General features: G+C 44.5%; 34 protein-coding genes, 1 tRNA gene and 1 pseudogene. 19 read left to right on the forward strand and 17 right to left on the reverse strand.

Translation table 11 applies throughout. The features are described 5' to 3' along the window. Positions 1–26 precede the first annotated feature (26 nt). Positions 27–266, forward strand: a complete 240-nt coding sequence (locus QUB06_RS04890) for a helix-turn-helix transcriptional regulator (protein WP_333434345.1) — start codon at positions 27–29, stop codon at positions 264–266. 76 nt (positions 267–342) lie between these two features. Here the strand turns inward: QUB06_RS04890 and QUB06_RS04895 are convergent, their stop codons facing one another. Beyond that, a complete protein-coding gene (locus QUB06_RS04895) occupies positions 343–1,005 on the reverse strand; it encodes a hypothetical protein (protein WP_333434346.1) in 663 nt (220 codons plus the stop codon). 363 nt (positions 1,006–1,368) lie between these two features. Between QUB06_RS04895 and QUB06_RS04900 the strand changes: the two genes are divergently transcribed. The 7 genes from QUB06_RS04900 to QUB06_RS04930 all read left to right on the forward strand — a co-directional run bounded on the left by QUB06_RS04900 (position 1,369) and on the right by QUB06_RS04930 (position 4,190). Then, a complete protein-coding gene (locus tag QUB06_RS04900; protein ID WP_333434347.1) occupies positions 1,369–1,599 on the forward strand; it encodes a hypothetical protein in 231 nt (76 codons plus the stop codon). Positions 1,600–2,216: 617 nt separating this feature from the next. Continuing rightward, entirely contained in the window at positions 2,217–2,363 is a 147-nt protein-coding gene (locus tag QUB06_RS04905) for a hypothetical protein (RefSeq protein WP_333434348.1), read from the forward strand. Positions 2,364–2,367: 4 nt separating this feature from the next. After that, complete coding sequence (locus QUB06_RS04910) at positions 2,368–2,742, forward strand: hypothetical protein (RefSeq protein ID WP_333434349.1); 375 nt, start codon at positions 2,368–2,370, stop codon at positions 2,740–2,742. After that, entirely contained in the window at positions 2,739–3,059 is a 321-nt protein-coding gene (locus QUB06_RS04915; protein WP_333434350.1) for a hypothetical protein, read from the forward strand. The genes QUB06_RS04910 and QUB06_RS04915 overlap by 4 nt, the downstream gene beginning before the upstream one ends. A gap of 113 nt (positions 3,060–3,172) precedes the next feature. Beyond that, entirely contained in the window at positions 3,173–3,499 is a 327-nt protein-coding gene (locus QUB06_RS04920) for a hypothetical protein (protein WP_333434351.1), read from the forward strand. A 203-nt stretch (positions 3,500–3,702) separates the two neighbouring features. Continuing rightward, entirely contained in the window at positions 3,703–3,990 is a 288-nt protein-coding gene (locus QUB06_RS04925) for a hypothetical protein (RefSeq protein WP_333434352.1), read from the forward strand. Positions 3,991–4,001: 11 nt separating this feature from the next. After that, a complete protein-coding gene (locus tag QUB06_RS04930) occupies positions 4,002–4,190 on the forward strand; it encodes a hypothetical protein (RefSeq protein ID WP_333434353.1) in 189 nt (62 codons plus the stop codon). A 45-nt stretch (positions 4,191–4,235) separates the two neighbouring features. Here QUB06_RS04930 and QUB06_RS04935 read toward each other — a convergent pair whose 3' ends face one another. The 10 genes from QUB06_RS04935 to QUB06_RS04980 all read right to left on the reverse strand — a co-directional run bounded on the left by QUB06_RS04935 (position 4,236) and on the right by QUB06_RS04980 (position 11,584). Further along, the gene (locus QUB06_RS04935; RefSeq protein ID WP_333434354.1) at positions 4,236–4,685 is read right to left on the reverse strand and encodes a hypothetical protein; all 450 of its coding nucleotides are present in this window, start codon (positions 4,683–4,685) and stop codon (positions 4,236–4,238) included. Positions 4,686–4,717: 32 nt separating this feature from the next. Further along, complete coding sequence (locus QUB06_RS04940) at positions 4,718–7,420, reverse strand: hypothetical protein (RefSeq protein ID WP_333434355.1); 2,703 nt, start codon at positions 7,418–7,420, stop codon at positions 4,718–4,720. 1 nt (position 7,421) lies between these two features. Next, positions 7,422–8,183 carry a hypothetical protein gene (locus QUB06_RS04945; protein WP_333434356.1) on the reverse strand — a complete coding sequence of 254 codons (762 nt, stop codon included), beginning with the start codon at positions 8,181–8,183 and terminating at the stop codon, positions 7,422–7,424. Next, a complete protein-coding gene (locus tag QUB06_RS04950; protein WP_333434357.1) occupies positions 8,180–8,446 on the reverse strand; it encodes a hypothetical protein in 267 nt (88 codons plus the stop codon). Before QUB06_RS04950 ends, QUB06_RS04945 begins: the two co-directional genes overlap by 4 nt. 349 nt (positions 8,447–8,795) lie before the next feature. Further along, positions 8,796–9,227 carry a hypothetical protein gene (locus QUB06_RS04955; RefSeq protein WP_333434358.1) on the reverse strand — a complete coding sequence of 144 codons (432 nt, stop codon included), beginning with the start codon at positions 9,225–9,227 and terminating at the stop codon, positions 8,796–8,798. 134 nt (positions 9,228–9,361) lie between these two features. After that, positions 9,362–10,120, reverse strand: coding sequence for a hypothetical protein (locus QUB06_RS04960; RefSeq protein WP_333434359.1), 759 nt, complete (start codon positions 10,118–10,120; stop codon positions 9,362–9,364). A 9-nt stretch (positions 10,121–10,129) separates the two neighbouring features. Continuing rightward, entirely contained in the window at positions 10,130–10,480 is a 351-nt protein-coding gene (locus tag QUB06_RS04965) for a hypothetical protein (RefSeq protein ID WP_333434360.1), read from the reverse strand. 2 nt (positions 10,481–10,482) lie between these two features. Further along, the gene (locus QUB06_RS04970; RefSeq protein WP_333434361.1) at positions 10,483–10,824 is read right to left on the reverse strand and encodes a hypothetical protein; all 342 of its coding nucleotides are present in this window, start codon (positions 10,822–10,824) and stop codon (positions 10,483–10,485) included. Continuing rightward, on the reverse strand, positions 10,824–11,159 hold the full coding sequence (locus QUB06_RS04975) for a hypothetical protein (protein WP_333434362.1): 336 nt from the start codon (positions 11,157–11,159) through the stop codon (positions 10,824–10,826). Before QUB06_RS04975 ends, QUB06_RS04970 begins: the two co-directional genes overlap by 1 nt. A 293-nt stretch (positions 11,160–11,452) precedes the next feature. Next, positions 11,453–11,584 (reverse strand): hypothetical protein, encoded by a 132-nt coding sequence (locus QUB06_RS04980; protein WP_333434363.1) that lies wholly within the window; start codon positions 11,582–11,584, stop codon positions 11,453–11,455. 209 nt (positions 11,585–11,793) lie between these two features. Between QUB06_RS04980 and QUB06_RS04985 the strand changes: the two genes are divergently transcribed. The 8 genes from QUB06_RS04985 (at position 11,794) to QUB06_RS05020 (ending at position 16,115) form a co-directional block, all read left to right on the forward strand. After that, positions 11,794–12,123, forward strand: a complete 330-nt coding sequence (locus QUB06_RS04985) for a hypothetical protein (RefSeq protein WP_333434364.1) — start codon at positions 11,794–11,796, stop codon at positions 12,121–12,123. A gap of 78 nt (positions 12,124–12,201) precedes the next feature. Then, a complete protein-coding gene (locus QUB06_RS04990; RefSeq protein ID WP_333434365.1) occupies positions 12,202–13,098 on the forward strand; it encodes a hypothetical protein in 897 nt (298 codons plus the stop codon). A 304-nt stretch (positions 13,099–13,402) separates the two neighbouring features. Further along, complete coding sequence (locus QUB06_RS04995) at positions 13,403–13,657, forward strand: hypothetical protein (protein ID WP_333434366.1); 255 nt, start codon at positions 13,403–13,405, stop codon at positions 13,655–13,657. Positions 13,658–14,066: 409 nt separating this feature from the next. Continuing rightward, a complete protein-coding gene (locus tag QUB06_RS05000; protein ID WP_333434367.1) occupies positions 14,067–14,408 on the forward strand; it encodes a hypothetical protein in 342 nt (113 codons plus the stop codon). A 353-nt stretch (positions 14,409–14,761) separates the two neighbouring features. After that, positions 14,762–15,058, forward strand: a complete 297-nt coding sequence (locus tag QUB06_RS05005; protein ID WP_333434368.1) for a hypothetical protein — start codon at positions 14,762–14,764, stop codon at positions 15,056–15,058. 2 nt (positions 15,059–15,060) lie between these two features. After that, the gene (locus QUB06_RS05010) at positions 15,061–15,318 is read left to right on the forward strand and encodes a hypothetical protein (protein WP_333434369.1); all 258 of its coding nucleotides are present in this window, start codon (positions 15,061–15,063) and stop codon (positions 15,316–15,318) included. Positions 15,319–15,327: 9 nt separating this feature from the next. Beyond that, on the forward strand, positions 15,328–15,540 hold the full coding sequence (locus QUB06_RS05015) for a hypothetical protein (RefSeq protein ID WP_333434370.1): 213 nt from the start codon (positions 15,328–15,330) through the stop codon (positions 15,538–15,540). Next, positions 15,528–16,115, forward strand: a complete 588-nt coding sequence (locus tag QUB06_RS05020) for a hypothetical protein (protein ID WP_333434371.1) — start codon at positions 15,528–15,530, stop codon at positions 16,113–16,115. Before QUB06_RS05015 ends, QUB06_RS05020 begins: the two co-directional genes overlap by 13 nt. A gap of 259 nt (positions 16,116–16,374) precedes the next feature. On the opposite strand, the gene QUB06_RS05025 is transcribed toward QUB06_RS05020, so the two are convergent. Next, positions 16,375–16,899 carry a polynucleotide kinase gene (locus tag QUB06_RS05025; protein ID WP_333434372.1) on the reverse strand — a complete coding sequence of 175 codons (525 nt, stop codon included), beginning with the start codon at positions 16,897–16,899 and terminating at the stop codon, positions 16,375–16,377. 3 nt (positions 16,900–16,902) lie between these two features. Next, positions 16,903–17,181: a winged helix-turn-helix transcriptional regulator gene (locus tag QUB06_RS05030; protein ID WP_333434373.1), complete on the reverse strand. Its 279-nt coding sequence runs from the start codon at positions 17,179–17,181 to the stop codon at positions 16,903–16,905. Between the two features lie 93 nt (positions 17,182–17,274). On the opposite strand from QUB06_RS05030, the gene QUB06_RS05035 reads away from it, so the two are divergent. Next, positions 17,275–17,348: transfer RNA gene (locus QUB06_RS05035), tRNA-Cys, on the forward strand. 129 nt (positions 17,349–17,477) lie between these two features. Here the strand turns inward: QUB06_RS05035 and QUB06_RS05040 are convergent. The 3 genes and pseudogenes from QUB06_RS05040 to QUB06_RS05050 form a co-directional block, all read right to left on the reverse strand. Next, positions 17,478–17,945 (reverse strand): type II toxin-antitoxin system PemK/MazF family toxin, encoded by a 468-nt coding sequence (locus QUB06_RS05040; protein ID WP_333434374.1) that lies wholly within the window; start codon positions 17,943–17,945, stop codon positions 17,478–17,480. A 30-nt stretch (positions 17,946–17,975) separates the two neighbouring features. Then, a pseudogene (locus tag QUB06_RS05045) lies at positions 17,976–18,680 on the reverse strand (IS1 family transposase). A gap of 240 nt (positions 18,681–18,920) precedes the next feature. Continuing rightward, on the reverse strand, positions 18,921–21,665 hold the full coding sequence (locus QUB06_RS05050; protein WP_333434375.1) for a membrane dipeptidase: 2,745 nt from the start codon (positions 21,663–21,665) through the stop codon (positions 18,921–18,923). A 1,227-nt stretch (positions 21,666–22,892) separates the two neighbouring features. On the opposite strand from QUB06_RS05050, the gene QUB06_RS05055 reads away from it, so the two are divergent. Next, a complete protein-coding gene (locus QUB06_RS05055) occupies positions 22,893–23,180 on the forward strand; it encodes a Fic family protein (RefSeq protein WP_333434376.1) in 288 nt (95 codons plus the stop codon). 186 nt (positions 23,181–23,366) lie between these two features. Here the strand turns inward: QUB06_RS05055 and QUB06_RS05060 are convergent, their stop codons facing one another. Next, complete coding sequence (locus QUB06_RS05060; protein WP_333434377.1) at positions 23,367–23,837, reverse strand: DUF4079 domain-containing protein; 471 nt, start codon at positions 23,835–23,837, stop codon at positions 23,367–23,369. A gap of 96 nt (positions 23,838–23,933) precedes the next feature. On the opposite strand from QUB06_RS05060, the gene QUB06_RS05065 reads away from it, so the two are divergent. Beyond that, positions 23,934–25,415 carry an ankyrin repeat domain-containing protein gene (locus QUB06_RS05065; RefSeq protein WP_333434378.1) on the forward strand — a complete coding sequence of 494 codons (1,482 nt, stop codon included), beginning with the start codon at positions 23,934–23,936 and terminating at the stop codon, positions 25,413–25,415. Positions 25,416–25,626: the final 211 nt, after the last annotated feature.

Raw genomic sequence — 25,626 nt, forward strand, 5'->3', positions numbered from 1 at the left:
CTCATTCTAAATCGTCCATAACCCCTGTGTGGCTTCGTAAACGGGCTAAAAAAACTCAAAGACAGATTGCTGTAGAGCTAGATACTACTGAGTCTGTTGTTAGCAAATGGGAACGCGGTATTGTCGTGCCACACCCTGCTTTGACCGATCTCCCTAAGTATTGCCAAGCTTACGACTGCAGTATTGAGGAGCTGATCGAAGCATTTAGCAACATTCACGGCGACCAACAAGTTTTACAAGCGGCTGGTCTGAACATTGAAAACTAAATAGTAAAAAACCTCCCCGATCACTGTCTTGATCGGGGAGGCTCGCTTGAAACCTATTTGTTCCGCCAGTGCCTGTCTAGTGCGGGCGGAACGAACTCAAAAATGTTTGAGCATTTTGGGGATAAGGCGTCGTTGCCCAAACTGCGTAAAGGCGATTTCCAACAATGATTTGCCTCATTACCGTGGGCGGTACATTTGTATCTTTGTGCTGCAGATGGATTTCTACTCCGGGATTTCCATTCAGCCCGAAACTTCGCCTGCCCACGACTCGAAAGTCTTGAAGGTCAAGCTGCTTGGCAACAGTTTCTAGTACCACTTGCTTCCCTTTGTCGTTGATGAGTTCGGAATTGGGAAAACTTAATTGGTGTGTAATCCCATAAAATTCGTCTGCCGTTGTTCGAGAGAAAGTTTGCTCTTGAGAGTTTCCTCGTTTCTCGAAAACACCCGGCACCAGGACAGAAAACCGTGCTTCTGGATCTGAAAGCTGGCTCCAGCCTTGAGTCTGAACATGGGGGAGGGGTTGCGGCGCCGCCACTATGATTGGCTGCCTCTGGATTAACACCGGTTGATGTGTGGTTGTTATTGTCGCGGGAATTATATACCGTTGGCTCGCCATCTGGTTGTTCAAGTTCTGTGCCAACCGTTCCAGTTGATCGGGTCTGCCGATGAAGTAACCAAGCGTTATCCAGCCCGCTACTCCCAGCCACTTACGCCAGTCGATTCGCCGTTTGAAGTTCATATTAAACCTGGTTTTTCTTAGACTTTAAGCGATTTTAGGCGTCGGCGAAACCGCGCAAACACCGAAGTTTTCGTCAAAGTGTCCGAAATTTCGGACACTTTGTGAGATTATTCGGCGAACAAAAATCAGTCCAAACAGCTTCAAAGCCTTGCCAGATATGTCTTGTTTTGGCGAACACTTTGAGGGCGATTGGGATGACACTGGCGACACCTGCCAGGTCCGAAACTTAGCATCCTGGGCGAAAGCCGCAGTTAATCGATCGGGAAAGCCATTGATACCCGCAGGACTCTAACCGTTGGCTTAGCGGAAATGGTAAGAAAGTCGCCAGGGCGAGAAAGTGGAGTGACAGCCCGGAGAGTACGGGTGACAGCTCGGAAACAACAGACGAGCAAGGAGTGTGCAGCAGCTCTCAACAACTGGCTGACATGGGAAAGACCAGTGACACCCGGAACAGCAACGGGGGCTAGCTTGCTGATTGACAGCCGCATAATTGCCCTAAAAAGCAAGAATCCCTATGTCGCGACTAGGGAGTTACACGCTGGTTCGATGCCAGGAAGGGAAGGGCAACCCACCATGATGCCGACTGTGGTCTAATAACATCGGTTGACAGCCCGGAAAGACGGGCATTCTGGGGGCTGGCTGGTGCTGCAGATTCAGCGTCAAAAGCGCTGGCTTGGGTTCGATCCCCAAAGCTTCCACTAGCAGGCTGATGAAGGTGCGAATAGAGGTCGGCCAACTGTGAACCCTGAAAATTCCACAGTAGTTGCTAAAAAAAGGGTGACAGCCCGGAGAGACGGGCATTTCTCTGGCTTATTTTCCACTTGGCCAGAGCGAAAATAATCCCAGTGAAACCAAAAAGTGTCCGAAATTTCGGACACTTTTTGGTTTCGGGTATTGGATTTTAGATTTTGAGGTAATGGATAAAAAGCCTTGTCCAATAGGGATAGAGGATTGTGTCCCACGAGGTAACAATAGCTGTCTAAATTTTTTTACCTGCTATGCCTGGACTAGACCGTGGCCCTTACCTTTGACCAGGATTACATTTGGGAACAGTTGCTTAGACCCTCTGACCTTCGATTCGCCTTACTGGCTGGTGCAATTTTTTACCTTGTACCCGCCCATAAATGGAGGAGGAGTGATGCAGGAGCGCAACTGGAAAGATTATTTTGCCGATTATGGGTATGCAGAGGCCCTACCTTTGTACACACGTCATGAAAATCAAACTTAGTAAGTCTGAACAGGCTCTTACTCTTCTCCCTGGATGCAAGGGAATCGATCGGCTGGTACTCTATGCCAGCCTTGAGAAGATGGGCTATCGGTGGAATATTAAAACCGCTAAATGGTCGTTGGTGAGGTGATTTTATGCCCACATTGCCTCCTCGATGCTTCTCTTTCTTTGAGGCTGACCCAGAGTACCCTGACCTAGATTGCCGAAAACTCGCAGTTAAGCGCTATCTGCGACTGATTTACTCAGCCGATTATCGGCTTAAACCTTTCATGGATGACGACCCCGATCGCGAAGGTCGGCCATCGCCGGACAATAATTTGCCACTGCCACACAACGTGGTGACGATCGGGCGACGGGTTACTCCAGCGCTTCGAGTTAAGATTCTCCGGGCGCTAGAAGTTTTTCCCACTAAGGGGCGAATCAGGGTTTACCAGTTATTTTATGAGGTTAAGTCCTGTGGCTTTAGATACGACTACAAGAAAAATATTTGGGAGTTTCGATCTAAATGAAAGGGTTCACGCCGGAACAGTTATTAGCAATTTGCGAGTATTTCCGCGAACCTGATTGTAATCAGCCGCACGGTGAAATTGTGGCAACGCAGTTGTTGTCCGCGATGATCGGGAGCGGCAAATATGAACTCGAAGAATACCCTAGGCTCGCCGAAGCGGCTGTCAAATTGACGGTTATTTTGGCAGCTCGCTTTCACGACGAATTAAAGCGTGGTGAGGTGGAAGAATCAGCAGGCCCAAGTCTCCAGAGTCCGAAAAAGATTTTACGAATTTTAACTCTGAGGCTGACTATGATCCTATCCCTTTCTAGTGTTTGATGGCGGCACCTGCCTTAGTGGTGTGCAGATCGGGCTGACGGGCGCTTCCATCCCTTGCTGATGCGATCGTGTTTGTTCGCAAGTGCGATCGCTCATTTTTTAGGAGTTATTAAATGATTACTGAAGATACGCGCATTGATTACGAACGGATTGGTGAAATTGACGAGCCGTCAGTATCTAGCACTCTCTCGGCACTTTTTGGTGCTGAATTTAGTGAAGCGAATTTAGAGCAAAAGTTGGCATTACTGGAAACCATTGCCTACAGTTTGCGTGAAGGCGGCTCATTTCGTGAAAACTTAATGGGTGTAGTCGGTTGTGGCCCGGATATGCCGGAAGTCCTCACATCTGCTGCTATTCAGACGAATGAAGGACTCAAACTGATGGCAGTGTTGCAGGTTGCGATCGTAGAAGGCTACTCAGTAGCCGCTTTCAAAGCTTAATCTAAAATCTAAAATGCCCCTCGACTGCGAGAACAGTCAGGGGCCGATCACCTTAGTAAACCAGGCAGGCGATATGCAAAATATATCACACAAATCATTATGCGTAATTGTCTGTACTTGATAGGTTGTTGTCTGAATTTGGTGGTTGCGCTTGTGGCGACACTTGTAATTGTTTTAATCTTCGTTATTTTTTGGAGGTAGACATGAAATTTCTTGACAAGAATGGAAAACCATTGCACGGCGCAGCCAAAGAAGCTGTACTTAAAAAACAGTTGACTTGGCAGAATGATGAGATCGAAGTATCTTTGCTTTCTATTACTGACCGTGTTTCCCGGCTCGAACGTCAAACCAAGTATTTACCGCTTACCGTCGTCGTAGCTTTGTTTGTTGGGTGCGCCGCGGGGAAATTTGTCAAGCCCGATCTGGCTGTTTTAGCTGTAGGATGTGGCGGTGCAGGTGCTGGTATGATGATAGCAATTTCGCGTCAATAGGATTTTAAAACATGAAAACACAAGCTCAAAAAGTGCTGGATAAATTTTGTCCCCAGTGCGGCTCACTGGAAATCAAATATAATGAGGATTTTGGTTTTTATAAGTGTCCACAATGCGAACACTGTTGGGGTTACGATGAAGATGATCCTGATTACGAAGAAGTGACTAATGCTTTGGATAGTGATGAATATTTAAATTGATAGCGTAGTATTGCGAGGTCGCCTGCCAAAGTGAGATGCGCCCGATCACGAATCCTCGTGAGCGCCTTGATTGCTACCAGTGGTATAGTGGCCTGAAAGCATTAATTCGGCCGAAGAATCCAAGTTTAAACTTGATGGCGGGCCGCCTCCTGCCGGAACCTGGTGAAGAGTGATAGTGTTTGCATTTGAAACAGACACATAAGCCTCACAAATATAGTTGGCTAGCAAATTCAAATTTTTGTGCCAGATGGCAATTGAACTAGGGCTATTCGCTGAATAAGGAAGCCCAAAGACGCGCATATTACCTGTACCTGTATGCGCCGACCATCGCAAATAAATATCAAAAAGGATTCTGTTGCCAATTTGCGTGAATGTGCCAACCTGGCTATTGTAAGTTGCTACTCCCATTGTGGTCATCCCGCCCACGATGGGAGTGAAAACTCCTTGCGTGATCTTAGTTGTAGTAGTCGCATTTAGATTTATTAATTCAGCCATTAGATTCACTCCTTAATATTGCAAAATAAATCTCAACACCCTCCAGGCGGAGGAACAAAACATTGCACAACTTCTGCTACCCCTTCCGCATTTAATTGTGCGATCGCAGCCCGGACACATCTCACGGGCCTCACTGCCGGATCGAGCTTGACGCCCCCCCCTTTAGTGAATCGCTTTTTACCTGTAGAGGTACTCAATAAAGCAATTAAATCGAGAATGCGATCGGCTTCATCCTCACCTACGCATCGCATCCCTGATTTAATTTTTGAGTTACCCCATAACAATCGCCCATAAATATTTCCTTTGATATAACTCAGATTCTCGAAATCTTGGCACCATTCCAAATCCTCACGGGGGTTGGGAATTTGAGTATGCCACAGACTCCCTTTTTGTGTGGGGTAGTTTTCGCCCCAAGTGATCACTAATTGCCGCGGTACATCAAATTCAGCGAACTCATCCCCCGGTTGTACTGGGACACAAATAGGAGTTTCGCAGACCTTGGTATAGGTCAATTTTGTTAGGTGAGTTAGTGCATTAATTTGACTTGATAGTCCGATCGACCCGTCACCGCTGTACAGCAAAACTTGTGTATTTCCTTCACAATCCAAAAAGTCGAGCTGACCGATAATATTCTCGTTGTCGCAGACCTCCGCCAAAATCTTGGTGTTAACCTTCGTTAGTTCCCCAATCTGATTGCTCAATCCAATCAGCCCAGGGCCCGAATATTCGTAATTAGTAATACTCCCATCACAGACATAAGTCCCTCCCCCAAAAATGTCGGGGAAAGAGAAAGAGGGTACGTCTAAATCGCAGACTTCTCTGAGGATTTTTTTATTGAAATCTAGCACTCTGTCTAACTGACTTTGCAATCCTAACAAGCCGACGCCAGAATAATTGTATGTACCAAAAGTCTCGTCACAGACATAAGTCCCTCCCCCAAAAATGTCGGGGAAAGAGAAAGAGGGTACGTCTAAATCGCAGACTTCACTGAGGATTTTTTTATTGAAATCTAGCACTCTGTCTAACTGACTTTGCAACCCCAATAAGCCAACCCCGGAGTAATTGTACGTGCCGAAAGTTTCGTCACAAACATAAGTACCACTCCCAAAAATATCCGGGAACGAGACAGAGTTTGTGTCAATATCACAAACTTTCTTGAGTACCATCTTGCTGATACCTAGAATAATATTTTGCTGCTGGTGAAGTCCCTTCAGCCCATCTCCGGCGTATGCGTAAGGAATTGAAGCCCCGTCGCATTCTATTAGTCCCTCGCTTTTAAATTCAGGAAAACGGTCATCGTCATCTTTCTTCTTCTTTTTCATTTTATCTTGAATATCTTTACAGCATTTAGCCAAATCCTCTGCTGTTTTCTGCAAGGCTGTAATTTCCGTCAACTCGGCTGCCGTCGTAAGAGTTTGAGGAAGTTCAGCTAATACAGTTTGGATTACGGGAATCTGTGCAGCAGCAGCCATTCCCAGTGGGATTTGTGCAGATGCTGCCATGCCTACCGGAATCTGTGCAGCAGCAGCCATCCCCATCGGAATTTGTGCAGATGCTGCCATGCTCAATGGGATTTGTGCACCCATTGCCATGCCTTGAGGTATTTGGATTCCTGTTTTTAAAGTTAATCCACTGATGGCTTTGCCAATCCCGTCTAGGGCTGTGCCAAGCAAAGTGATTAGCAGGAATATTGGCGCTACAAATTCCGCTACAGCTTCGCTTGTGGTGCGCGGAGTCTTCGACGAAACTTCAATACTTGTTGCCGTCAGGTTCGCGAGCGGAGTGACAAGTTCTACCATCCCCTCAAGAATTGGTTTGATGATATCGGGGAAAGTTTCGGGAATAGCTGTAATTGCCTCCATAATCGGATCGATCATTTTAGATATCCCCTCAAGTAAAGGCGTAAAATCTAATTGAAATTCCTGTAAGTTGAGTTTTATTTGCTGAATGTCTATATCTAATTTTTTAAGAAAATCGACAATTGGAGTGAGTAAATTCACCCCTCCTGTTTGCACTTCGTCCAGTAAAGAGGGAGTTGTTAAGGTTTTTGTTTGATTGTTTATCGGTGAGAGGGTAATTGTTCCGGTGCCGGGGTTTGCTTCAAAGTCGATCGCGCTTCTGGGTTGCGGATTAGGAATTGGTTTCGGTTTAAAAGGCGCGGGCGCTGGTGTCGGTGCGGATGTTGGCGCTGGTGTCGGCTTCGGCGAATATGGCTCTTCAAAGTCAAAAATGGGAGCGAATGGATCTTCGCGTCCAAATGTAGTAGGCGATCGCACTTCAGGCTGTGTTTTAACCTGCGGTTTTGCCTGTGGCGCGCTGTTGACTGGTTTTGCGGGCTCGCTGTAGGGTTGAATGGGCTTCCCCCCCACCATATCCGAGCCGAGGCCGGCGGGGCGTGCAAAAATCCCCTCTAGCCCTAAAAACCCCGCTGTAGCAGCGAGTAGAGGCCCTGCGCTAGCAACGGCGCTAGCAATGGGGGCAACTTTAGATCCAATATTTGCGCCAAGCCTGGAAGCGGCGGCAGCTCTCGAAGATAGAGGAGCGGCGCTTTTTAGATTTGTAGGGGCATTGTTGACAACCTGAACTCTTGGCCCCCCAGAATAAGGGCTGGTTGTAGGTGCGCTAAGTTTCCCGCCCGGACTCATATCTACCCCTAATTTAGGGGTAATAGTTGCCTCCGCGACGGTCGCAGTAACTGTGATAGGTTGAGCTTGAAAATTTAGCGCTGTGGACATATCAACCCCCTGCTCTTAATCCATTCCAAAGGTTGGCTTCAAGTTCGTTGAGGCGATCGATTATTGGTTGCAAATTCATGTTAAAGTTCATCCCTTGCAGCATTTTGTTGATTTCTCTCAAGCCTTCGATTGTTCGGCGATCGATGTGTTCTCTGGTCGCTTCGTGTTGTTTTAATTCGGTGATCGTATTTTCTGCCATTATCGTGGCGATTACGTTGCAGTCACAGCAGGGCATATCTTTAGGGGGTGGGGGTGGGGGAGCGGCAGTGCCGAAGTAAATTAAAGTAGGTGCTGAAGGCGGTACATTAGGCGATGTACTACTATTTGGACAGTTAGAATAAATAAGTTTATATGACGTTGCTACTCTTTGAAACCCGTCATCATAATAATAATTGAATTGATTCTTTATATATGAGTATAAATCTTTTTCAAAACCACCCGCACCCGAAATAGCCCCGTAATCAAAATAGTCCACTAAAGTTCCTTCCCGCCAATCAGGAATAAATTCAGGATAAGAAACGACTTCGCCAGGTGGATCGATAAATTGATATTGACCCCGAATCTTTAAATATCCTCGCCCGTCTTGCTCGTAACGGGTAACATTTCCTGTAGATGTCCAATGTATATATTCGGTATAACCACCGACATATGTCAGCCATCTTTTGAATTCTTTTGCAACAATTACAGTGCAATATTCACTTCCTCCAGTTAATAAAGAAAGTTGAGCAGGTGGAAAAGGTGTCGGGGTTAACACGTCACTCATTGTTCTCCCCAGCCTTGCCGTATCATCCCAGTAAAAACTTTAAAATTGTTGTCATTAAGATAAACGATTAAGTCCATGTCAGGACTTTCAAGGGATGGAGCTGTGACATTGTAATCTTGTTTAAATCCTTCTTCTTTGCTTAGTTGCAAATTATTTAATTTGTTAATTAAGTCTACATTGATATTTTGAGAGTAGCGCACAGAATCCATGCCAGTGGGTGGATTCCACACTCCAAAATTATAATTGCCACCAATATTACTCATACTTTATTTACCACAGTTAATCTAAGTAAAGCTGTTCCCTCGCTACAAATTACAGATAATGGGCGACTAGCTTGAGATGTATTTTCATATAGATGGCGCAGTAATAAAGGGAACGACGAATTGGTAAAAGTGATATTTGTACCGTGTCGCACCCAAACAAGAGCTAAAGGGTTGGAATAATCGACGGCATACAGTTTAATTATTTTTCTGTTTAAGTTGACAGCCGATAGTAAAGTTACGGGTGATGTGCCAATCATTATTTCATTAGTTATGTCATCTCCCAAAACGTCATATGCATCACCTTTGTGATTAAGGTTTGTGTAGCAGTGGTTGACTATCCTGACCATAATCAGACCACGTTATAAATAATGTCGTCTGAACCTTGTAAAAAACTCGACGTTTCGTTCGCAAATCCACTGATACTAATTCTGTCATTTTGCTGGTTTTCGCCTGAGTTGGTTTGTAAGAGTCCATACCCTCTATCAACAACTTCTGCGAAAATTTTCCAGCCAAACTGAATTCCGTAAATTTGCAAATCACTGAAAAATTCAGAAATTCCAGTAAGGAAGCACGGCTTAATATTATAGATATCAATAATCCCTATTTCAAAATTTTCATTACTTGTGGGACTTTGCAAATAAACCATCAACCCTTTTTTGGGAGCCGATCGAAAAAATGCGTTTTTTTGCTCTTTTTGTGCCAGCGTATCTGTCGGCAAAATAACTGGCGCGTGAGTTTCAGGTATTGAATCCAAAAAGGCACATACTCTAATCCTTGCCATCCCACCGTTATAATTTACTGGCGTTCCGAGTACGGATACTGTACTCGGAGTATACAAAGCCGCACTTTGTGGATTACTCGTGGCTGAAATTTTGCCAGTAATTTGTCTTGTCCTGTCCGGCATTAGGATGGCCACTAATACCTCCTAGTGCCAGAAAAAGCAGCGCGATCGCCAACAACAGAGGTAGAAGCCGATGTCATCCCGCCACCACCAAAAGCAGAAGCGGCAGGGCGTGGAGAAACCGATCCAGATGACGTGACACCACTAAACATTTTGCCGGCTTGTTGAGTTAGGTTTTGAGCTCCTTGTCTAACAACTTGTGGAGCTTGATTTATCACTTGCCGGCCAGTTTGACTCGCTTGCTCCTGAAGGTTTTTCAAAGTTTTGTTATCTTTGCCATACAAATTTTGGGCTGTTTGGCCCGCGAGTTTATTGGCCGCATTGTTTAAATCCCTCATAAATCCCTGAGTTGCCTCTGCTGCAGCTTCTTCGCCGGGTCGCACTAAAGTTTCAATTGCTTGCCGCTTTCCTTCTGCTAATTCTGCATTAGCTAGTTCCATTGTTTCCGCCCATGATTGGCCGGGAGTCCACTGCTCCCAAGTATTCGGATCTTGAATTGTTGGAATGTAGCCAGGTGGATACGGCTTCCCTGTCTTTGGATCGAGAATAATCGGTTGTCCACTTTCTACAACTGCATAAATTGTTGTATGGCCAAATTGCTGCCCAAGTGGATAAATGTTGCCGTTCATTCCCCCTGGTTGCCCTCCAAATCCCTGCATCCCTGGTTGCGTCCCTGGTTGCATGGAGGTAAAATTCCCCGACCCTAATTGCGTAGCCTGTTGTTGATTGTAAATCGGGGTTGTTCGGGGTTGGTTGGTGAAAACTGCTGCCATAATAACTCCTTAAATTAAATTAGGATTAGGATACTCTTGACCGCGCGGAATCAGCATCCTCACTGTAAACAGATACTGATCGAATGGTTTTTGTATGCCATCTGATACAACAGAAACGATCGACGATTCTGGCGGAAACACGAAAAACTGAGAATCTTGGCTAGTATCTTGATTCTCCGCTGCTTTCATCAAAAGTACCGAAATGATGCTTTCAGAGGAATTTTCCGCTTGGGGTACTAACCCTGTAAAAGCTGGCGGCGTTTTGGTACTCACTAGGTCAGCTTTTGTGAAAGTTATGGTTGTTGCGTCCTGGCTTGCACCAGGGCCAAAAAATGCAGTTAGCGGTTTGTCTATGGACATATTTATATCAGATTGGGATTAGGGAGTGTCGAAATTTGGTCATCTTGCCAGATTTCAATTTCGCTCACGTATCGGCGTTGCCATTTATTGAATCGGAATTCCAAGCTTTGCTCGAATGGCTTAATGATAAATTGAGAATTTGTGCTGACATCTTGATTCCTTAGCCAGCGGAGGATAAGCGCTAAAGCTGTTTGCTCGGTTCGGTTTATTGGCGCGGGGGTAAAATCATAGGTAGGTGTAAGCCCACTGGGTGCTACCAAATCACTTTTTAGGATAATGATTTGAGTTTCATTTTGTGTCGCACTACTTCCAAAAAAATTAGTAAATAAAGGTTCACTCGGCATTAAATCATCACCGCCTCAGAAACTTGGAGAGAAGAAGTACCAGATGCCGTGATGGCAGCGATTGCGCCTAAGTATCTAGGAGAATTATTGAAATCCTCCTTCCAATAGAATCCCGGAGGGATGATGAAATCGTAGAGGGTACTTGTCACTACCGCCCCTTCGCGAATGAAAACAGGGGTAGTGCCGATATTGTAAATGCCGAATACAGCCCTATTGGCGTTTGCCGCTAAAGCCACACCAACGGTATTGCTAACACTAACTGTAGTCGTGGTTTTCGGGCCTCTAACGTCTTCGGAAACGTTAACGCTAGACCTAGTATTTAAATCGTAGAGCATCTTTGATTGTCCACAGGAGTATCAGATATATACAGTTTTTTCTTGAAACTTACTGCACATAATTCCTTTTTTGTGAGCATTCTCAACACTTGAGATTCGCTCAAAAAATATTTAAGGCAATAGGCAGCGAGCGAGATACACGGTAGTGGATCTACTTGCGTTCCTGCGGTGGAATAAAATGTCGCCGGATAAGCTTTCGATTTGGTCTTGTTTTTCTTTCGCATTTATATAAGGTAAAAAAAATACCCGCCGATTCCTCAACGAGTAACAAAAATCTATATTTTAAAAAAGCTTTATTTATTTAAGTATTGCTTTAAAGCTTCGTTAACTAGCTGCCAAACTGTAATATTTTCGTCCAAAGCCCGCTTTTTGTAAGCGATGTAAGTGTCGGTGGATATTTTTACTGTTACAGAAGAGAATGCCATAGCGACCTGCCAGCAAGAAATAAATGTTTAAATCATTATTACCTATTTACTTTTTTAGTGGCAACTCGCGAAAGCCTTACACTAAATCGGTCGTCGAGTGCTTTTACCTTTAAACCCGACGACCGAGTTTTGGTACGTTTTCGGTACGTTTTGGGTTGGTTGGGGCTAAGTTTAAAAGGTCAGCACTCACCCCAAATACAGTAAATAAAATGCAAGTAGCACCGGCCGAAATTTTTACCGGATACACGTCTGATGGGACTAATATCACCATCCCTTTAGCCTCCCTCCCTGGACTCACTGCAGAAGAAGCGAATGCAACGACAGGCAATGTAATGGAGGTCTCTAGGCAAATTTTGGATCGATTGCATTCAGGCATAACAGCATTAGCGCCGACGGCTCGGCCAACAAAAGCGACAGTTGCTAAGCAAAATCCGTCGATCGCTACGGGGGCTAATATTGCGCCTGGTACATTGCGTCAGGGTTACACTCTCACTTTCGATTTGACTCCGACCGCGCTTGAATTGGCTGCCGAGGCATAGGAGTTATTAACTTGTGGGGGATAACTTCCTCATTTGATAAATCTTAACAACCCTGCCAAAAATGGAAATTAAATAAAAATGGCCAGACCTGAAGGAATAATGTTTCGGGGAACTAATTATATCCCTGATTTCGGCGACCCAGCCGCTCCGCTTCGTTACAGCTATATTTTTCGAGTCCCCGATGGACTGAGTGATGATGATATTGATACGATTGTTACTGCTGTAGGCGGAACGATCGTTGACGAGATTGGGAAAGGCATACCTTGTGATGATGTCGATGGTTTTCCTTGGACACCTCGCAAGCTAAGGTTCTGGTTTGAAGGCGGAAAAACCGTTTCTATTCCAGTTCCATTGAAAGACAACATAGTTGCCACTTCTAACGCAATAGCAACCACACTTCAACTCGTTGCCCCAGTAGTTTGTGTAAGCCTCGAAGGCGAGACTTGGAGAAATATGCTGGACAAATTACCGGAGCCAGCGACGCCGATCACTCCGACCGCAATTGCTATTGCCAATACCTCCGCTGGGCGAAAAGAGCAATCGTATAGTGGCGCAATGACCTACGAGACCGATGGCACAAAGGAAGTTAACAAAGCTTTCCGAATGGCTACAAACGTAGAAAATGCGCCTTATGAAGTATACGCCACAGCAATCGAAGCCTGTTTGGTGGCTGGAGGTGCACTCAATACCACTGCCTCAAGATGCCCTGGTTTTCGTTCCAAAACCTTCGATCATCGCAGGTTTAACGTAACTATGCTTCAGAGTAGACGGGTAATTACAGGGGATGAAGGGGCAGAGTCTAGTGTACAAGAGGCAAAATCAAAAATGCTAGTACCTATGAGCAGTCGAGCCACGGCGAATATTAGGGCTTGTGCGATCGCTCTCAGAGATGTATCGGCTACCCTTTGCCTTGGCTATCGAGGCGAATGGGATAAAAGATTCAGTAGCAAAAATCCTGCTGCGCTCCCAGCCTAGTGTTGTGGCAAGCCGACTATACCACCGATTCAGGCAAACTTTACCCTTTTATTTCTCTGGAAGTTTCGGATTTCTTTTTGCCTGAAATTTTTAAGATCAATGCCATGCGGGGTACAGGCTTTTGTCCTTTGCCCCGAAACGTTCGACCAAGACACATAATTTATTGGGATAGCGAAGGAAAGGAACACAGAATGGAATATCCGTTCCGACCAGCAACTCCTGAATGGATTGAAGTCTGGAGGGAAATCAAAACCAACCCTTTGATAATCAGAAGCAAAGGAATTGGGGAAATCAGAGGAATCAAATGAGATACATCATAGTCAAAGCCGAAACAAACGCCGATGGTACGCTTTCGTTTCTAGGAGTACACCAACTCATTCAAAAAGGCAGTAAAAAATCTCTAGAATGGATTGATGTCAAAAGTGCTGTCAGTAACATGATAGACCCCGATCAGTGTGATTTTCTATCTTTTGATAATAAAGACGACGCGGAAACATTAGTCGAAACGTTGGATTCAGAGACTGAAAATGTGGCCGTCTTTGAAATAGATGCCGACTGATAGCGACCGAAAAATTAAAACCCTCAAGACGACTAGGGGTAAGGATATCAAAATCCGATACACCCAAGATAATCTTGAGGAATCGCTAATTAATCAAAGGCAATTTTACGATGAGGGTGGCGAAATCTTAATTCCCGTAACCCCTAAGATGTTGGAGCGCCAAGTCGAAATAAACAGCCCTGTTATCCCTCGACTGGGCGGGATTGAACCGCGAGCAGCAATAGTGTGCTTTAGTTCTGCTGTTAATGTGTCTAGAGAAAGCAAGTTTAAGGTAATTATCCCCTATGCTCCGGGAGATATCAATCATAACGAACACATAATGGAGTTATCAAACTACATCTCACCTAGTCCAAACGTAAATCCCTCAAATCCCTTGAGCCTAAAGTATCAGGGTGAAAGTCTACTCTAAATGCCTTCAACAATCCTCACGGTTTTGGATCAACAAATTGAGCCAGTCACACCAACTTTTACAAGTTGGTTTTCTGGATGCCAATTCTTAGTGTTCCAGTCAAGCCTAGTCGGAGAATATATAGCAACAGGCGAATTTTTAGAGGTGGCAGTCGCACTTTTTGCCGAAGTTGTTCCAGGCCCGATTGCAGCGATTGAGCGATTAGTTGATTGGCAAGATAGTATAAATACAATTGACTTGATTATGTTGCCGGAAAAATTTCGGAATGATTGTTTTCCTATGCGCTTACTAATAAATCCTTCTACGGGCTTTCACGCTCGAATTCTTGCGATTTCATGTTAGATCCAGTTATCGTAACACAATCGGCAGAAGTCACCTTGACTTATCCATCAATGCCAGAATTCAATCTCCAAATGAACTTTAACCCTATCATTAATCGTTTTCGTCTCCTTGGTCAATTTTGCATACTTCACTGGCAAGCAAAACCTTTTGGGGAAAGGCGATGGGGTATTTATGATGGAGGGATTGATCGGTATACCAGTTTAAAATATTGTGAGTTAGAGATTCAATCAATCCCCACCCTATTGCAACTAGATGAGCGATTGATAAAAACCGTTCCCACGGCAGTCTTATACTTCCCAAAAAGCCGGCTTATAAAAAATGGGTATTATTCCTTAATTTCAATTTAAACTGCTATGACTACCAAAGAATTACTCGAAACTATTGCGGTTGTAGTAAGTATAGGTGGAGCTGCTGCTGCTGGCGGGTTTGCTGCCGCGATTTTACGTTCGGAGGCTCGCATCGATCGCATTATCTCGCAAATTGAGGATTGGCACATTTTCGCAGGCAAGGCTCAAAAGAACATTAGTCGCAACACCGTTGATATAGGGCTCCTACAAACAGAATGTCAGGACATTAAAAAGGTGCTTAAAATGCAGCGACGCCCGCCTTTACCAGAAGAAAATAAACCCGAACGTACTGACTTTACTTGAGTATGAAATTAGAAAATATTTCCGCTATAAGTGAAATCATTCGAGCGCTCACTCCTGGTATTTTTGGTATTAGTGGCTTAACTATAATTTTGTGTGCAATTTTAAACAGCGAAAGACTTGTAGGAGATAGATTTGCTTACACGATAGGGGCTGCGGGTGCTTTTCTGGGCTCCGCTGCGGGCGGATTTAGCCCCCAAAACCGCCAGTCACAAACTCGTGTAAATCATGCGGATCAAATCGATATAGACCAAAGTAAATAGGCGGCACTAATGCCCTATTGTCAAGCTTATGAATGCCTCACCAATCCCGACAGCACTCTTGCGGAATTACTCAATGCTTTTGAAGATGTAATTGCTGAATATATCTATGTTGCCACAATGGCAGGTCGGGGTCTCCGAGAATCTTCTGAAGAAGATTTACTGAAATTACTCGCCATTAAATTAGCTCTAAAAAGTAGAATTCAAAAATTATGCTTGACTTGACAGCTAGCGCCAAAATTCTTAAATACTGCCAATCAAAAGGCTACCCACTCGGTAATTTCAATATTATCTATATCGAAGGAATTGATATCAATGGGCGATTGAATGCCGATGCACCCAATCAATTTAATGATGTGCGAGCCGTATTTGAGAAAACTAAATGCCTTGACTGTTGGCAGGCTACTTGCGAGCCGGGAGCCTGGTATACTCACACACCAATGAATTCCAGCGGTGCTTTCCGGATCGCCTTCGGGTATCACAAGGAAGCTTGGGAGATTGGAATTCATGGTAACAGCGAGCCACACGAATCACTAATTCAAGTAGGTGAGGTGAATGGTTTTCGGGATTATAACCAAGACTTTATCCGACCGGGCGACCGAGAAGTGCGGGGATACTACGGTATCAACCAGCATTGGGGCTATGATATGCCGCCCAATGATATTGGTCAGGCGTCAGCCGGGTGCTTGGTTGGTAGAAGTCGGCGCGGACACCGCGAATTTATGCAATTTTGCAAAAATAGCGGCCGACTTTATTTCGATACTATAGTCGTGCCGGGAAATGAAGTTTTTAAGTTTTGATAAAAATATCCCCTCGGTGGTGAGGGGGGGGGAGAGTAGATAGAAGCTATTTAAACGCCTAACGGCATCAAAGGTTTGGCAGAAAGAAATACGTAGTTAACGTGATTTACGCGGAGGGCAGAGTGATCAACCCTAAAAGGGATTAAGGGGCTGGCAATCCACAAACGTTTAAACTCTTGCTAGTTATTCTAACTTAAAAAGTGTCCGAAATTTCGGACACTTTCCCGATTGGTCTCTCGGTCAGTTATATATTGGTCATTTAAAAAAAATCAGCAGCCCATTTGAACGGGATATTCCCAGCGGAAGCCGCGCCCTCATCTTCAGGTCGATCTCCTACATAAAGTATTTCGTCAAAATTGTAAAAACTTGCAGCCAGCGAGAGCATTCCGGGATTGGGCTTTCGGAATTTGCCTTCGATTTGTAACTTCGTCGTTTCCCATGAATTTTCGCTGTAGAGAATTCGGGAATCTTTGTCACAGTCTCCCCACACTCGCCAGCATTCCTTGCCCTCGAAGTCGGGGCAAAAATAAGCTTCTTTGATTTCCGGGAAAAGCTGTAAGCAAAATTTTTTCTCTAGAATGCAGTTGCTCAAAGATTTGTGGTTAGCGGCGATCCCGCCTTGATTGCTACAAATCGCCATATCCCAGCCATCAGCAGCGTATTTTTTCAGGGTTTCAGTAACTCCGGGAAGTGGCTCCTGATCCCACGGGTCGCCTACGAATTTAGCGCCAGATTTGGGAGAGATTAGCGTTCCGTCTTTGTCTAGTAATAGCAAATTTTTCATTTTTTATTCGCAGTGTTTCAAATGATGCCAGACCGAAGTGTCAGAGAGACCGACTATTTCTGCGATCTCTTTGTAAGTCAGGTTTTGCGATCGCAGTTGTGATATAGTTTGCCTCACTTCTTTTAATTCCTCTGGCGTATAGTAGCCCGCGACGCGGCGGGTTTGTACGCCTAATTTTTTGAGCTTTTTAGAGATACATTGACTGGTGCAATCGAAGTATCCTGCAATTTCTTCGCAGGATTTCCCTTCCTGGTAAAGTTGAATTATTTTTTGATCGTCCATATTTCTCTTGTTTCAATCCCTGATAAAATTGTAGCCACATCCATGAGATAGTGCAAGTCTAGTGCAGATTTTTTGCTTGAATGTACAAGTCTTGGCTGGTATGGTTTTGGTTGACCAGGCAGAGGTCTGCAAAACCTCCACCCCCAGTTCAAATCTGGGTGCCGCCTTTTTTAATTTTTGTTAGATGTGGCTAAAATGCCGTTTGGGCGATCGAGAAGGTTAACAGGATAGAGCGAGAGTGCTCAAGTCCACTGCAAAAACCTTCTTGACCTCTACCATCAATTACTACTCATTGACTACGATCGCAAATCGTCGATCAGTTTTTCTATAGCCATACTTTTTGTGGTTTCATCTGGCAGATAATTAAACACTTTCTGTAAAAGTTCTATAGACGCATTTTCAATAAACCAATCTGCACCCGGATTATCCCCAAGATTTAAAAAATACTTTAAACGTTCCTCTATAGCTTCCTTATCTGCTTTATCCAGTTGTCCAACTCGCTTAAGCCAATCCCCTTGCCAGTCTTTAAAACAGTTAGCATCAACAGTACATATCTGATGTACTAGAGCGAAGGAATTCTTAGAAAGACCATTTGTGCTTGTAGAATTAATCGGATATACAGTTGGCAAACCTTTATAGGTTTCTTGTGAAGTCAACGGAATCAGCGTCAAAGTTTGGATGTATTTAGAGTCATCTTGAAATTGGTCACTTGTCCAAACGATATAAGGATGCTCTCCCCGTAAAACCCGAATCGAATTAATCACCTGAGTGCAAGAAATTGTGGCATTGCTGAATCAAGGTATGAATACTGCTGGAACGGGAACATCCTGAAATTTTAGGTAATGTATTAATAATTTAATAGAGTGCCTGAGCATTTCCGCGCACTTAGAATAACAAAGAGTCTTACGATGTAGTCTTGCCAGATAATGTCTCAACCTCGTATTTTCCCCTTCTACTCGTGTCATATAAGTCTTGCTGATGATGTGATCTTCATCAGGAATAAACATCAGATAGACTGGCCATCCATCCGTGACATAAAAATAGCATTTCCAGGCACTTAGCGTGTCCCACAACGATTCAAACGTCTCGGAACTATGATCTCCTAATACCCATCCTAAAATTCCTGGCCGAAAGTGGTCAACGGCTGTCCACAGCCAGATTTTGTGTTTTTTTTTTCACATAAGTCTGCAATTCATCAAGCTCACCGACTTCTGGCATGGCTTCGGGGTCATAAGCATCTGGTAATAGTTTTCCCACCAGTCTTACCCAAGTTATTAGGGTGGTGTGATGAACTCCCTTGATTCGCTCGCGTAGCCCGAAAACCCATACCATTGACGTACATTTTTAGGCATTCCCGTTTCACAGTCTCACTGTAACCAGGCGTGGCACTCATAATCACGGATAAATTGACGACCACATTTGACACAAATGTGGTTCTGTTTTCCTTTTTTCTTACCGTTTTTACGGATATGGGTTGATTTGCACTCAGGACATGGCATGGTGATTCCCTCTATTTATACTCTAATTATGCAACGCCGTATTTTTCTTGATTAACGTTCCCAATCAGGGACGGCAGATAATCTTGAACTCAGCCTAACGGTTCTGGTCAGCGGTTGCCAATACCTTTAAAACAGCGCAAGTAACTTGGGTCAATCCCTTGCACCAGAATTGTTAGACCGCCGCAATCGCCTTCAAGAACAGAACCCGTCTTAAGTGTTAGCAATGCCTAAAAGCCAAAATTATCGGACACGAGCAGATGCCTGAATGGACTTATCCCACATTTGAGCGAATTCATTAGCAGACATAAAAAATGATGTCATATCATCTGACGATAACCCAACGTTCTTCAACTCTTGAAGAAAATCAGGCAAGAGTCCGTAGTGAGCTACACCATCTGTGTTGATATTCCATCTTCTGTTACCTGTTTGTAGCACTGTCATAGGTTCTCCAGAACCTGTATCACTGACTCCGACATATCTTACTCTAGTACGTTCATCTGAAGAACTGTTACCACTGTAAAAGTTTGCGTATTGTCCAAAGCGGGGAGCAGGTCCGGGTACAAGTCCATTGATATCTGTTCCAATTGCTGCTGGAATACCCGCCATCTTTGATACCGCTAGTGAGTAATTCTGTGTGAAACTAGTTGCAGAAGAGTTGCCATAGCCAACTCCTAACATACCTCCCAGTTCAAAAATTTTCCTTAGCTGTTCATCTGAACGAGTGTTTTCATTTTGCCTATTAGAGCCATCCGGACGTCGAATTCCGTTATGTCCAGAACTAAGTGGATACTTAATTGGTGTATCAGCGATTTCTATCACTTTATTAACAGTCTTTTCAGACATATGATCAATGTCGAGCATTATTCCTCGCCGCATCATCTCTTTAATGGCAAATTCACCAATTGGAGTTAAACCCTTTTGGTTTCTATGCCCAGGAGGAGTAAATCGGTAAGTTTCTGCCAATGGATCAGGTGTTAAAAAATAGTTTTTAACAACTTGATAATCCCTCTCCCCTCTAAGGACATCTCTAAGAGGTACCGGAATTAAAGGGAAGTCGGGGTTAGGGACGGGTATACCTTCTACGCCTTCGACTGCTCCTCGAATTTCAGCCATTAAAGCAGTCTCTAAATGAGGCTTGAGCTGATATTTGATAGATGGATCAGGCGCTGTCTCGATTTTGAACCCTGTACCAGGAATGGTAGAACCAATTTCTGGCGGTAGAGGTTGCACCGCAGAAAAGCGATTTGCTATGTTGAACAAGTCAACATAGACAGCGGCACCTCCAAATTTGTTATCCACAGCATGAATTGGGAGAATATATCTCATGCCTGTACGATACAACCTCTCAATTTCGTCTCTTACTTTTTTTTCATTCTCTGGTGTTCTTGCTTCACTCGGAAGAATTGTAGAGTAGTTAAAATCACCAATATTATCAATCTCAAGTCCAAGAATCACTGCCATTTTATTACTACGAATAATCCTCCTTAAGTCCGAAGGAGAATAAGCGATTTCCATAAAATTCTCTAAGCTGCCAATAGGTCTAGCTCTATTGCTATGCCTATCAACAAATTTCTTAATCTCTGTAATTTGCAAATCTGCTGAAGCTTTATCACTCTTTGGCTCATCTCCATCCAAAGCTTCTGCCAACAAATGATTGTTGACTGCTAGAGCCACCATTACCCTTTCTCCACCATCGTAAGTTCTTTTAATCCAATCAACCCACATTTGCTGATGAGTTACCCCACTAAAGTGAGGCCAATGGGTAAAATTTGGATATCCATCATGTGGATGATCTCCATGAGCGTTAAATGGCTCCTTCTCAAAAGGCAAACCAAATCTATGAGCATAAACCTCATCTACTTGGTTAACTAGAGCAGCTCTCAAGTAATTTCCACAGTCATTATCCTGACCCCTCCCGCCATGAGTTGCATTACAATTGCCTAGTGCTTGCTCGATAGATGTGGCAATTTCGTCGTTCGTATTACACTCACGTTCAACAGCATTAAATCCTTTGTAACGAGTACCTGCTGGTACCATCGAGCCAATATCGGGTACACCATGCATCAGTTTCTTCCCAAAAGCTAGATGACTCATTGGGTGAGTATGCATATCTGCGAAACCCCAAAGTGGAAAGTCTAAATCACGCCAGACATCACCATCTCTGAAAGCAGCAAGGCTTGGTAAATCGGCACCTTCTGGTGGGGGACCGTAAGGAGGCTCTATATCTTGAAACTGAATATCGTCTACATTAATGTGACCCCAGCCACCACTGGCAGTATCTACTATTCGTATACGTGCCCTCTTCCCTCTGAGTGCACGCACATCCCACCAATCCCGTCTAAACAACTCGTTATTTCTACCGGTTCTGGCAGTACTTGCTACAGGACGATAACTATTAGGTGAGATTTCCTCAAGAAGTTCAATTTTCAATCTATTGATATCATTACCTCCTCCAATCAAAAAGGTAATGTAATTGGTATTAACCGTAAATGGTTGTGAGGTTAATGTCCCTTGAGGGCTATCGCCTTGAATTCTGCCTCGTGAAGTATTTTTGTTCGGGCGATTTTCGTAAGTACCAATCCAGTAATTTTGTTTGTACCCTATTGGAAAAGCTGTGTCTTTCCAGTAATCACCACCTAAAGGCATAGAGTAGGAAGTTCCATTACCAATGACTCTTGCTGCAACAACGTTACTACCATAAGTTGGTTGACTATCAAACGCAGTTCCAGTTTTTTCCCAATTATTTAACCCTAACTCAAAATTCCAGTTTGGCAGACGAAGACGAATTCGATCTGGGTCAAGTCTAGGTATAGGCTGAGGATTTAAGCGTGGATCAATTCTAGGAAGGTCAATTCTCGGAGGTGGAACTTGAGCGAGTGCGGGAGATACACCAAAGCAAAAACAGCATACCACTGCCAAAATTAGGCAGAAGGCGATTATTGGCTTTTTAGCTGCTAGTCCGTCAACTTCACGTTGTACATTCATAAGTATCTTTACTTGTATATCTCTTGCTTTTCGCCAATCTAATCTGGACTTACTGCACACTTGCATTCAATATAGAGCAGTAGTTTGAGCCTAGCAGTACCCAGGAGGGTACTGTTGCTTGGTAATAATTGCTTCACACTGAACTTTCTAACTACGCTCTAACCAAGAACTTGCCCTCAACTTAAGCATGGATCTCATAGGTAAGCTCCTGCTAACATCCCTCACACGCAACTTAAGCGGTCTAACGGTTTAGCTCAACCGCAGCCGCTAGGCGACGCGGTTAGCTTTTTTATCGCTGCATTCGGCTGTCGGTTGCAGCGAAGTGTTTAATAGCAGTCCAGACTTTACCAAACACTGTCTGTCTACCTAGATACAGGTATATGGACTGTCGATTAAACTATATATTCAACGGCTCATAGCGGTCTAACACCCCTATTAGGGAATTAGACTGCACCTTTGCGGTCTAACTCCCGAAAATCCAAAATTCATACCGCACAATTGCGGTCTAGTGCCCCTAATCCAAGGTACTATCCTGCACGTTTGCACTTTACTAGTGAAAATGGGAGAATAGGCCGAATTTGTGTGGAAGGAATCCAGCATAGCCGAATTTTACCGCATCTGCCACCCATTTACTGAAAGATCGTTAAGACATCCGGACAATGCAGAAGTTGCTGGGGTAGAAAGATGTACTAAACGACGCTTATTTACACTTATAGCAATCCTAAATGATTATACTCGTTACCAGGAAGAGCCTGGTAACGCATATCCGGAGGCTCTGCCTCCATTGTCGCAGCCGAGGCAGAGCAATAGTGACATCGGTTCCCAGGCTCTTCCTGGGAACCAGTTAACCAGTTATTGAAACTGATTTAGGATTGCTATAGTGACATTCAGTCTTACAGACAGGAACATCCTAGAGACATAGGAGAGTGCCTAAAGCACTTGGTCAATAACGGCTGGTTGGCGCAATCAGGACGTGGGCGTGGAACCCAGTACGCTCTACCAAATAAAGGTCAATCGGATTTGCTTTCACTGCTTCCAAGCTCCGAACATAACGAGCGTAGCTCCGTGCATAATGAGCCTAGCTCCGTGCGTAACGAGCCTAACTCCGTGCATAATCAATCAAGCTCCGTGCATAACGAGCCTAACTCTGTGCATAATGATGAAAACTTATTTTTACTAGAAATAGCTACTCCTGTGCGATAAAAAAATCGGGTAAGCCCTGATTTAATGAGAAATACTATTCTGAAACTTTGCTCGGAAAGATATTTAACTGTCAAAAGATTAGCTGAAATATTGAATCGCAGTTCCGAAACAATTAGGACTCATTTTATTAATCCAATGTTGTCAGAAAAATTACTAGAACTCAAATATCCTGACGAACCAACTCATCCTCAGCAAGCATACAGAACCTTATTGTCTCAAAACATCAGCCAGATTTCTGATACTCCGTCATATGCTCGAAGCCCAGAAAACATCGTTGATACCAGCTATCCGCCCGCAACGCCGGAACCTTAAACTTTGGGCCACAATTGAGAGACTCTGACAGTAAACGCAACTAATGCCGATCGCACCCCGTCGCTGTTTTAAACTGCCATTCTATTGTATAGCAAGGAGGCTGAGGATAATCTGACAATTAAATAGCTAATCACTAATCGCCCCAAAGCAATTAGCAATTAGCAATTAGCAATCTTACTCAAATCCTCACATTTTGCTGATAATTCTTTGCAGGATTTCCACTCCTGATACCGCTTGCCAGCCAAACAGCCCCAAAAGCACAATATTCAGAAAGATGTGAGTGTTTCTCGCCCAATCACTGCCTTTTTGCATCAAAGGAGTAAGCGAGGCTGCGATCGCAATTATTGCCATCATTCCCAACCCTGCTAGCAAGTGCGGCCCCACAAATAGCTTGCCGTTGTTGATGTAGGTGACGCCCATCCCGACGATCGCAACCGTAACCATCAAGGCTAACAGCAAAGAACCCATCTGGTGGTGCTTGACGTTGAATTTGCCCTTAATTAACTCTTTTTTGAGTTCGCCTTCCGCACTTCTGGTACGTCGGATTTGAATGCCGAGATACAAAGCATAAAATGAGATGGCCAGCAGTACCCACATTAAAATTGGGTGGATGAATTGGCTCCAAACTTTCACTGACTGAGGAATTTCGAGATTCATAGTGTTCTGAGGATTAGCAAACATACTTCATAAAACTTAGCATACCAGTCAGGCCGTCTCGTGCGACGGTAAAAATATACGGTATGAGAGACTATTATGCCTGCCACTAAACAAGACGCTGTATTGATTCAAGCCGCCAAGACTGGCAACATTATTCACGTCCAAGCTTTACTCGCTAAGAATGTTAACGCTAACGCCAAAGACTCTGAGGGGACGACGGCTTTGATGTTTGCTGCCCAAAAGGGCTATACAGAAATCGTGCGTACTCTACTAAACAATGACGCTAATGTCAACCAAGTGAGCAGGCGTTTTGGGCTAACGGCTTTGATGCTGGCGGCGGCTCACAAACAGGCTGACTCTGTGCGGCTGTTGCTGGCTGCGGGTGCTGATGTTAATGCTAAAAATGATGATGGAAGTACGGCTTTGATGGCGGCTTCTCTCAAGGGCGATATCAATGTTGTGCGGATGTTACTTGATGCTAATGCTGATGTAAATGTCCAAGATAAAGATGGAGATTCTGCTCTGAAAATAGCTGCTTTATCCGGTCATGAAGCTGTTGTAAAAGCTTTGGTGGATGCGGGTGCTGTTGCTGATAATTCTATGCTGTTTTTAGCTGTCCGTCAAGGTAGCGCAGAAATTGTGCGAATTTTGCTCAATTGTGGGGCGGATGCTAATGTTAAAAATCTAGAGAGCAAAACTGCTTTGATGCTGGCTGCGACGGCGGGAAATTTAGCTGTTGTCGAGGCGCTGTTGGCTGCTGGTGCTGGTGTCGAAACCCCCGACAAAAACGGAGAAACTGCTTTAACTTTGGCTGCGGATGCCGGCAATACTGATGTGGTGCAAACTTTGCTTGGTGCGGGTGCTAATGCGAATGTGAAAAATGGAGATGGGGGCACGGCTTTGATGGCCGCTGCTGCTGGCGGAAATGCGGCGATCGCCCATATCTTACTCGATGCTGGCGCCGATATCAACGCTAAGGATAAAGATGATGAAACTGCTTTGAATTTTGCGGTGATTGAAGGCTGCGAAGATGTGGTGGAATTGCTCTTAAACCGAGGTGCTAGCGTCGGTTCGAGAAATCGGTTGGGCGATACGCCTTTACTGGTGGCGGCTGTTCACGGCCATAGTGCGATCGTATCGGCTTTACTGCAAAAAGTAAACTCAAATCGGGCTGATTTTCTGAATGCTAAAAACTTTGGGGAGACGGCTTTGACGCTGGCTGCGTTTCACGGACATACCGAGACGGTGAAGGCTTTGCTTGACGGCGGTGCTGATCCCAATATCCCGGCGGATTTGGGGAAAACGGCTTTAATGAAGGCGTGCGATCGGGGTTATATTGCGATCGTCCAATTATTAGTCGAAAAAGGTGCGGATGTCAACTTGCTGGATGATTCGGGCGCAACCGCTTTAATGTGGGCCGCACATCGGGGTTATGCTGAGGCAGTAACAATTTTAATTGATGCTGGTGCAGAACTAAACCACAAAAATCCGGGAAATTATACAGCTTTAATGCTGGCTGAGTATAAGGGTTATTCCAGTGTGGTGAAATTGCTCAAAAGTGCGGGAGCACTGGAGTAAATATAGCATCGCGGGAGACGTAAACGGCGGTTGAAACCGCGTCTACACAAACCAAGTCCGCCTCCGCGGACTGAGGAAAATGCGGTGTCAATAAAAAAATATCATGTTAACCGTCCATTCTTAAACCCGCGTCGGCGGGTTTTGTTTGTGTAGACGCGGTTTCAACCGCCGTCTCATCTTTACGCACCCAGCTTAATCCGCAAATCTTGTC

The sequence above is a fragment of the Microcoleus sp. D2_18a_D3 genome, assembly GCF_036702455.1.
Classification (GTDB): Bacteria; Cyanobacteriota; Cyanobacteriia; order Cyanobacteriales; family Microcoleaceae; genus Microcoleus.

Coding starts and splice junctions, on each gene's coding strand:
- QUB06_RS04895 (WP_333434346.1), bottom strand. CDS start 1,005: ATGAACTTCAAACGGCGAATCGACTGGCGTAAGTGGCTGGGAGTAGCG.
- QUB06_RS04905 (WP_333434348.1), top strand. CDS start 2,217: ATGAAAATCAAACTTAGTAAGTCTGAACAGGCTCTTACTCTTCTCCCT.
- QUB06_RS04910 (WP_333434349.1), top strand. CDS start 2,368: ATGCCCACATTGCCTCCTCGATGCTTCTCTTTCTTTGAGGCTGACCCA.
- QUB06_RS04915 (WP_333434350.1), top strand. CDS start 2,739: ATGAAAGGGTTCACGCCGGAACAGTTATTAGCAATTTGCGAGTATTTC.
- QUB06_RS04920 (WP_333434351.1), top strand. CDS start 3,173: ATGATTACTGAAGATACGCGCATTGATTACGAACGGATTGGTGAAATT.
- QUB06_RS04925 (WP_333434352.1), top strand. CDS start 3,703: ATGAAATTTCTTGACAAGAATGGAAAACCATTGCACGGCGCAGCCAAA.
- QUB06_RS04930 (WP_333434353.1), top strand. CDS start 4,002: ATGAAAACACAAGCTCAAAAAGTGCTGGATAAATTTTGTCCCCAGTGC.
- QUB06_RS04935 (WP_333434354.1), bottom strand. CDS start 4,685: ATGGCTGAATTAATAAATCTAAATGCGACTACTACAACTAAGATCACG.
- QUB06_RS04940 (WP_333434355.1), bottom strand. CDS start 7,420: ATGTCCACAGCGCTAAATTTTCAAGCTCAACCTATCACAGTTACTGCG.
- QUB06_RS04945 (WP_333434356.1), bottom strand. CDS start 8,183: ATGAGTGACGTGTTAACCCCGACACCTTTTCCACCTGCTCAACTTTCT.
- QUB06_RS04950 (WP_333434357.1), bottom strand. CDS start 8,446: ATGAGTAATATTGGTGGCAATTATAATTTTGGAGTGTGGAATCCACCC.
- QUB06_RS04955 (WP_333434358.1), bottom strand. CDS start 9,227: ATGGCAAGGATTAGAGTATGTGCCTTTTTGGATTCAATACCTGAAACT.
- QUB06_RS04960 (WP_333434359.1), bottom strand. CDS start 10,120: ATGGCAGCAGTTTTCACCAACCAACCCCGAACAACCCCGATTTACAAT.
- QUB06_RS04965 (WP_333434360.1), bottom strand. CDS start 10,480: ATGTCCATAGACAAACCGCTAACTGCATTTTTTGGCCCTGGTGCAAGC.
- QUB06_RS04970 (WP_333434361.1), bottom strand. CDS start 10,824: ATGCCGAGTGAACCTTTATTTACTAATTTTTTTGGAAGTAGTGCGACA.
- QUB06_RS04975 (WP_333434362.1), bottom strand. CDS start 11,159: ATGCTCTACGATTTAAATACTAGGTCTAGCGTTAACGTTTCCGAAGAC.
- QUB06_RS04980 (WP_333434363.1), bottom strand. CDS start 11,584: ATGGCATTCTCTTCTGTAACAGTAAAAATATCCACCGACACTTACATC.
- QUB06_RS04985 (WP_333434364.1), top strand. CDS start 11,794: ATGCAAGTAGCACCGGCCGAAATTTTTACCGGATACACGTCTGATGGG.
- QUB06_RS04990 (WP_333434365.1), top strand. CDS start 12,202: ATGGCCAGACCTGAAGGAATAATGTTTCGGGGAACTAATTATATCCCT.
- QUB06_RS04995 (WP_333434366.1), top strand. CDS start 13,403: ATGAGATACATCATAGTCAAAGCCGAAACAAACGCCGATGGTACGCTT.
- QUB06_RS05000 (WP_333434367.1), top strand. CDS start 14,067: ATGCCTTCAACAATCCTCACGGTTTTGGATCAACAAATTGAGCCAGTC.
- QUB06_RS05005 (WP_333434368.1), top strand. CDS start 14,762: ATGACTACCAAAGAATTACTCGAAACTATTGCGGTTGTAGTAAGTATA.
- QUB06_RS05010 (WP_333434369.1), top strand. CDS start 15,061: ATGAAATTAGAAAATATTTCCGCTATAAGTGAAATCATTCGAGCGCTC.
- QUB06_RS05015 (WP_333434370.1), top strand. CDS start 15,328: ATGCCCTATTGTCAAGCTTATGAATGCCTCACCAATCCCGACAGCACT.
- QUB06_RS05020 (WP_333434371.1), top strand. CDS start 15,528: ATGCTTGACTTGACAGCTAGCGCCAAAATTCTTAAATACTGCCAATCA.
- QUB06_RS05025 (WP_333434372.1), bottom strand. CDS start 16,899: ATGAAAAATTTGCTATTACTAGACAAAGACGGAACGCTAATCTCTCCC.
- QUB06_RS05030 (WP_333434373.1), bottom strand. CDS start 17,181: ATGGACGATCAAAAAATAATTCAACTTTACCAGGAAGGGAAATCCTGC.
- QUB06_RS05050 (WP_333434375.1), bottom strand. CDS start 21,665: ATGAATGTACAACGTGAAGTTGACGGACTAGCAGCTAAAAAGCCAATA.
- QUB06_RS05055 (WP_333434376.1), top strand. CDS start 22,893: ATGAGAAATACTATTCTGAAACTTTGCTCGGAAAGATATTTAACTGTC.
- QUB06_RS05060 (WP_333434377.1), bottom strand. CDS start 23,837: ATGAATCTCGAAATTCCTCAGTCAGTGAAAGTTTGGAGCCAATTCATC.
- QUB06_RS05065 (WP_333434378.1), top strand. CDS start 23,934: ATGCCTGCCACTAAACAAGACGCTGTATTGATTCAAGCCGCCAAGACT.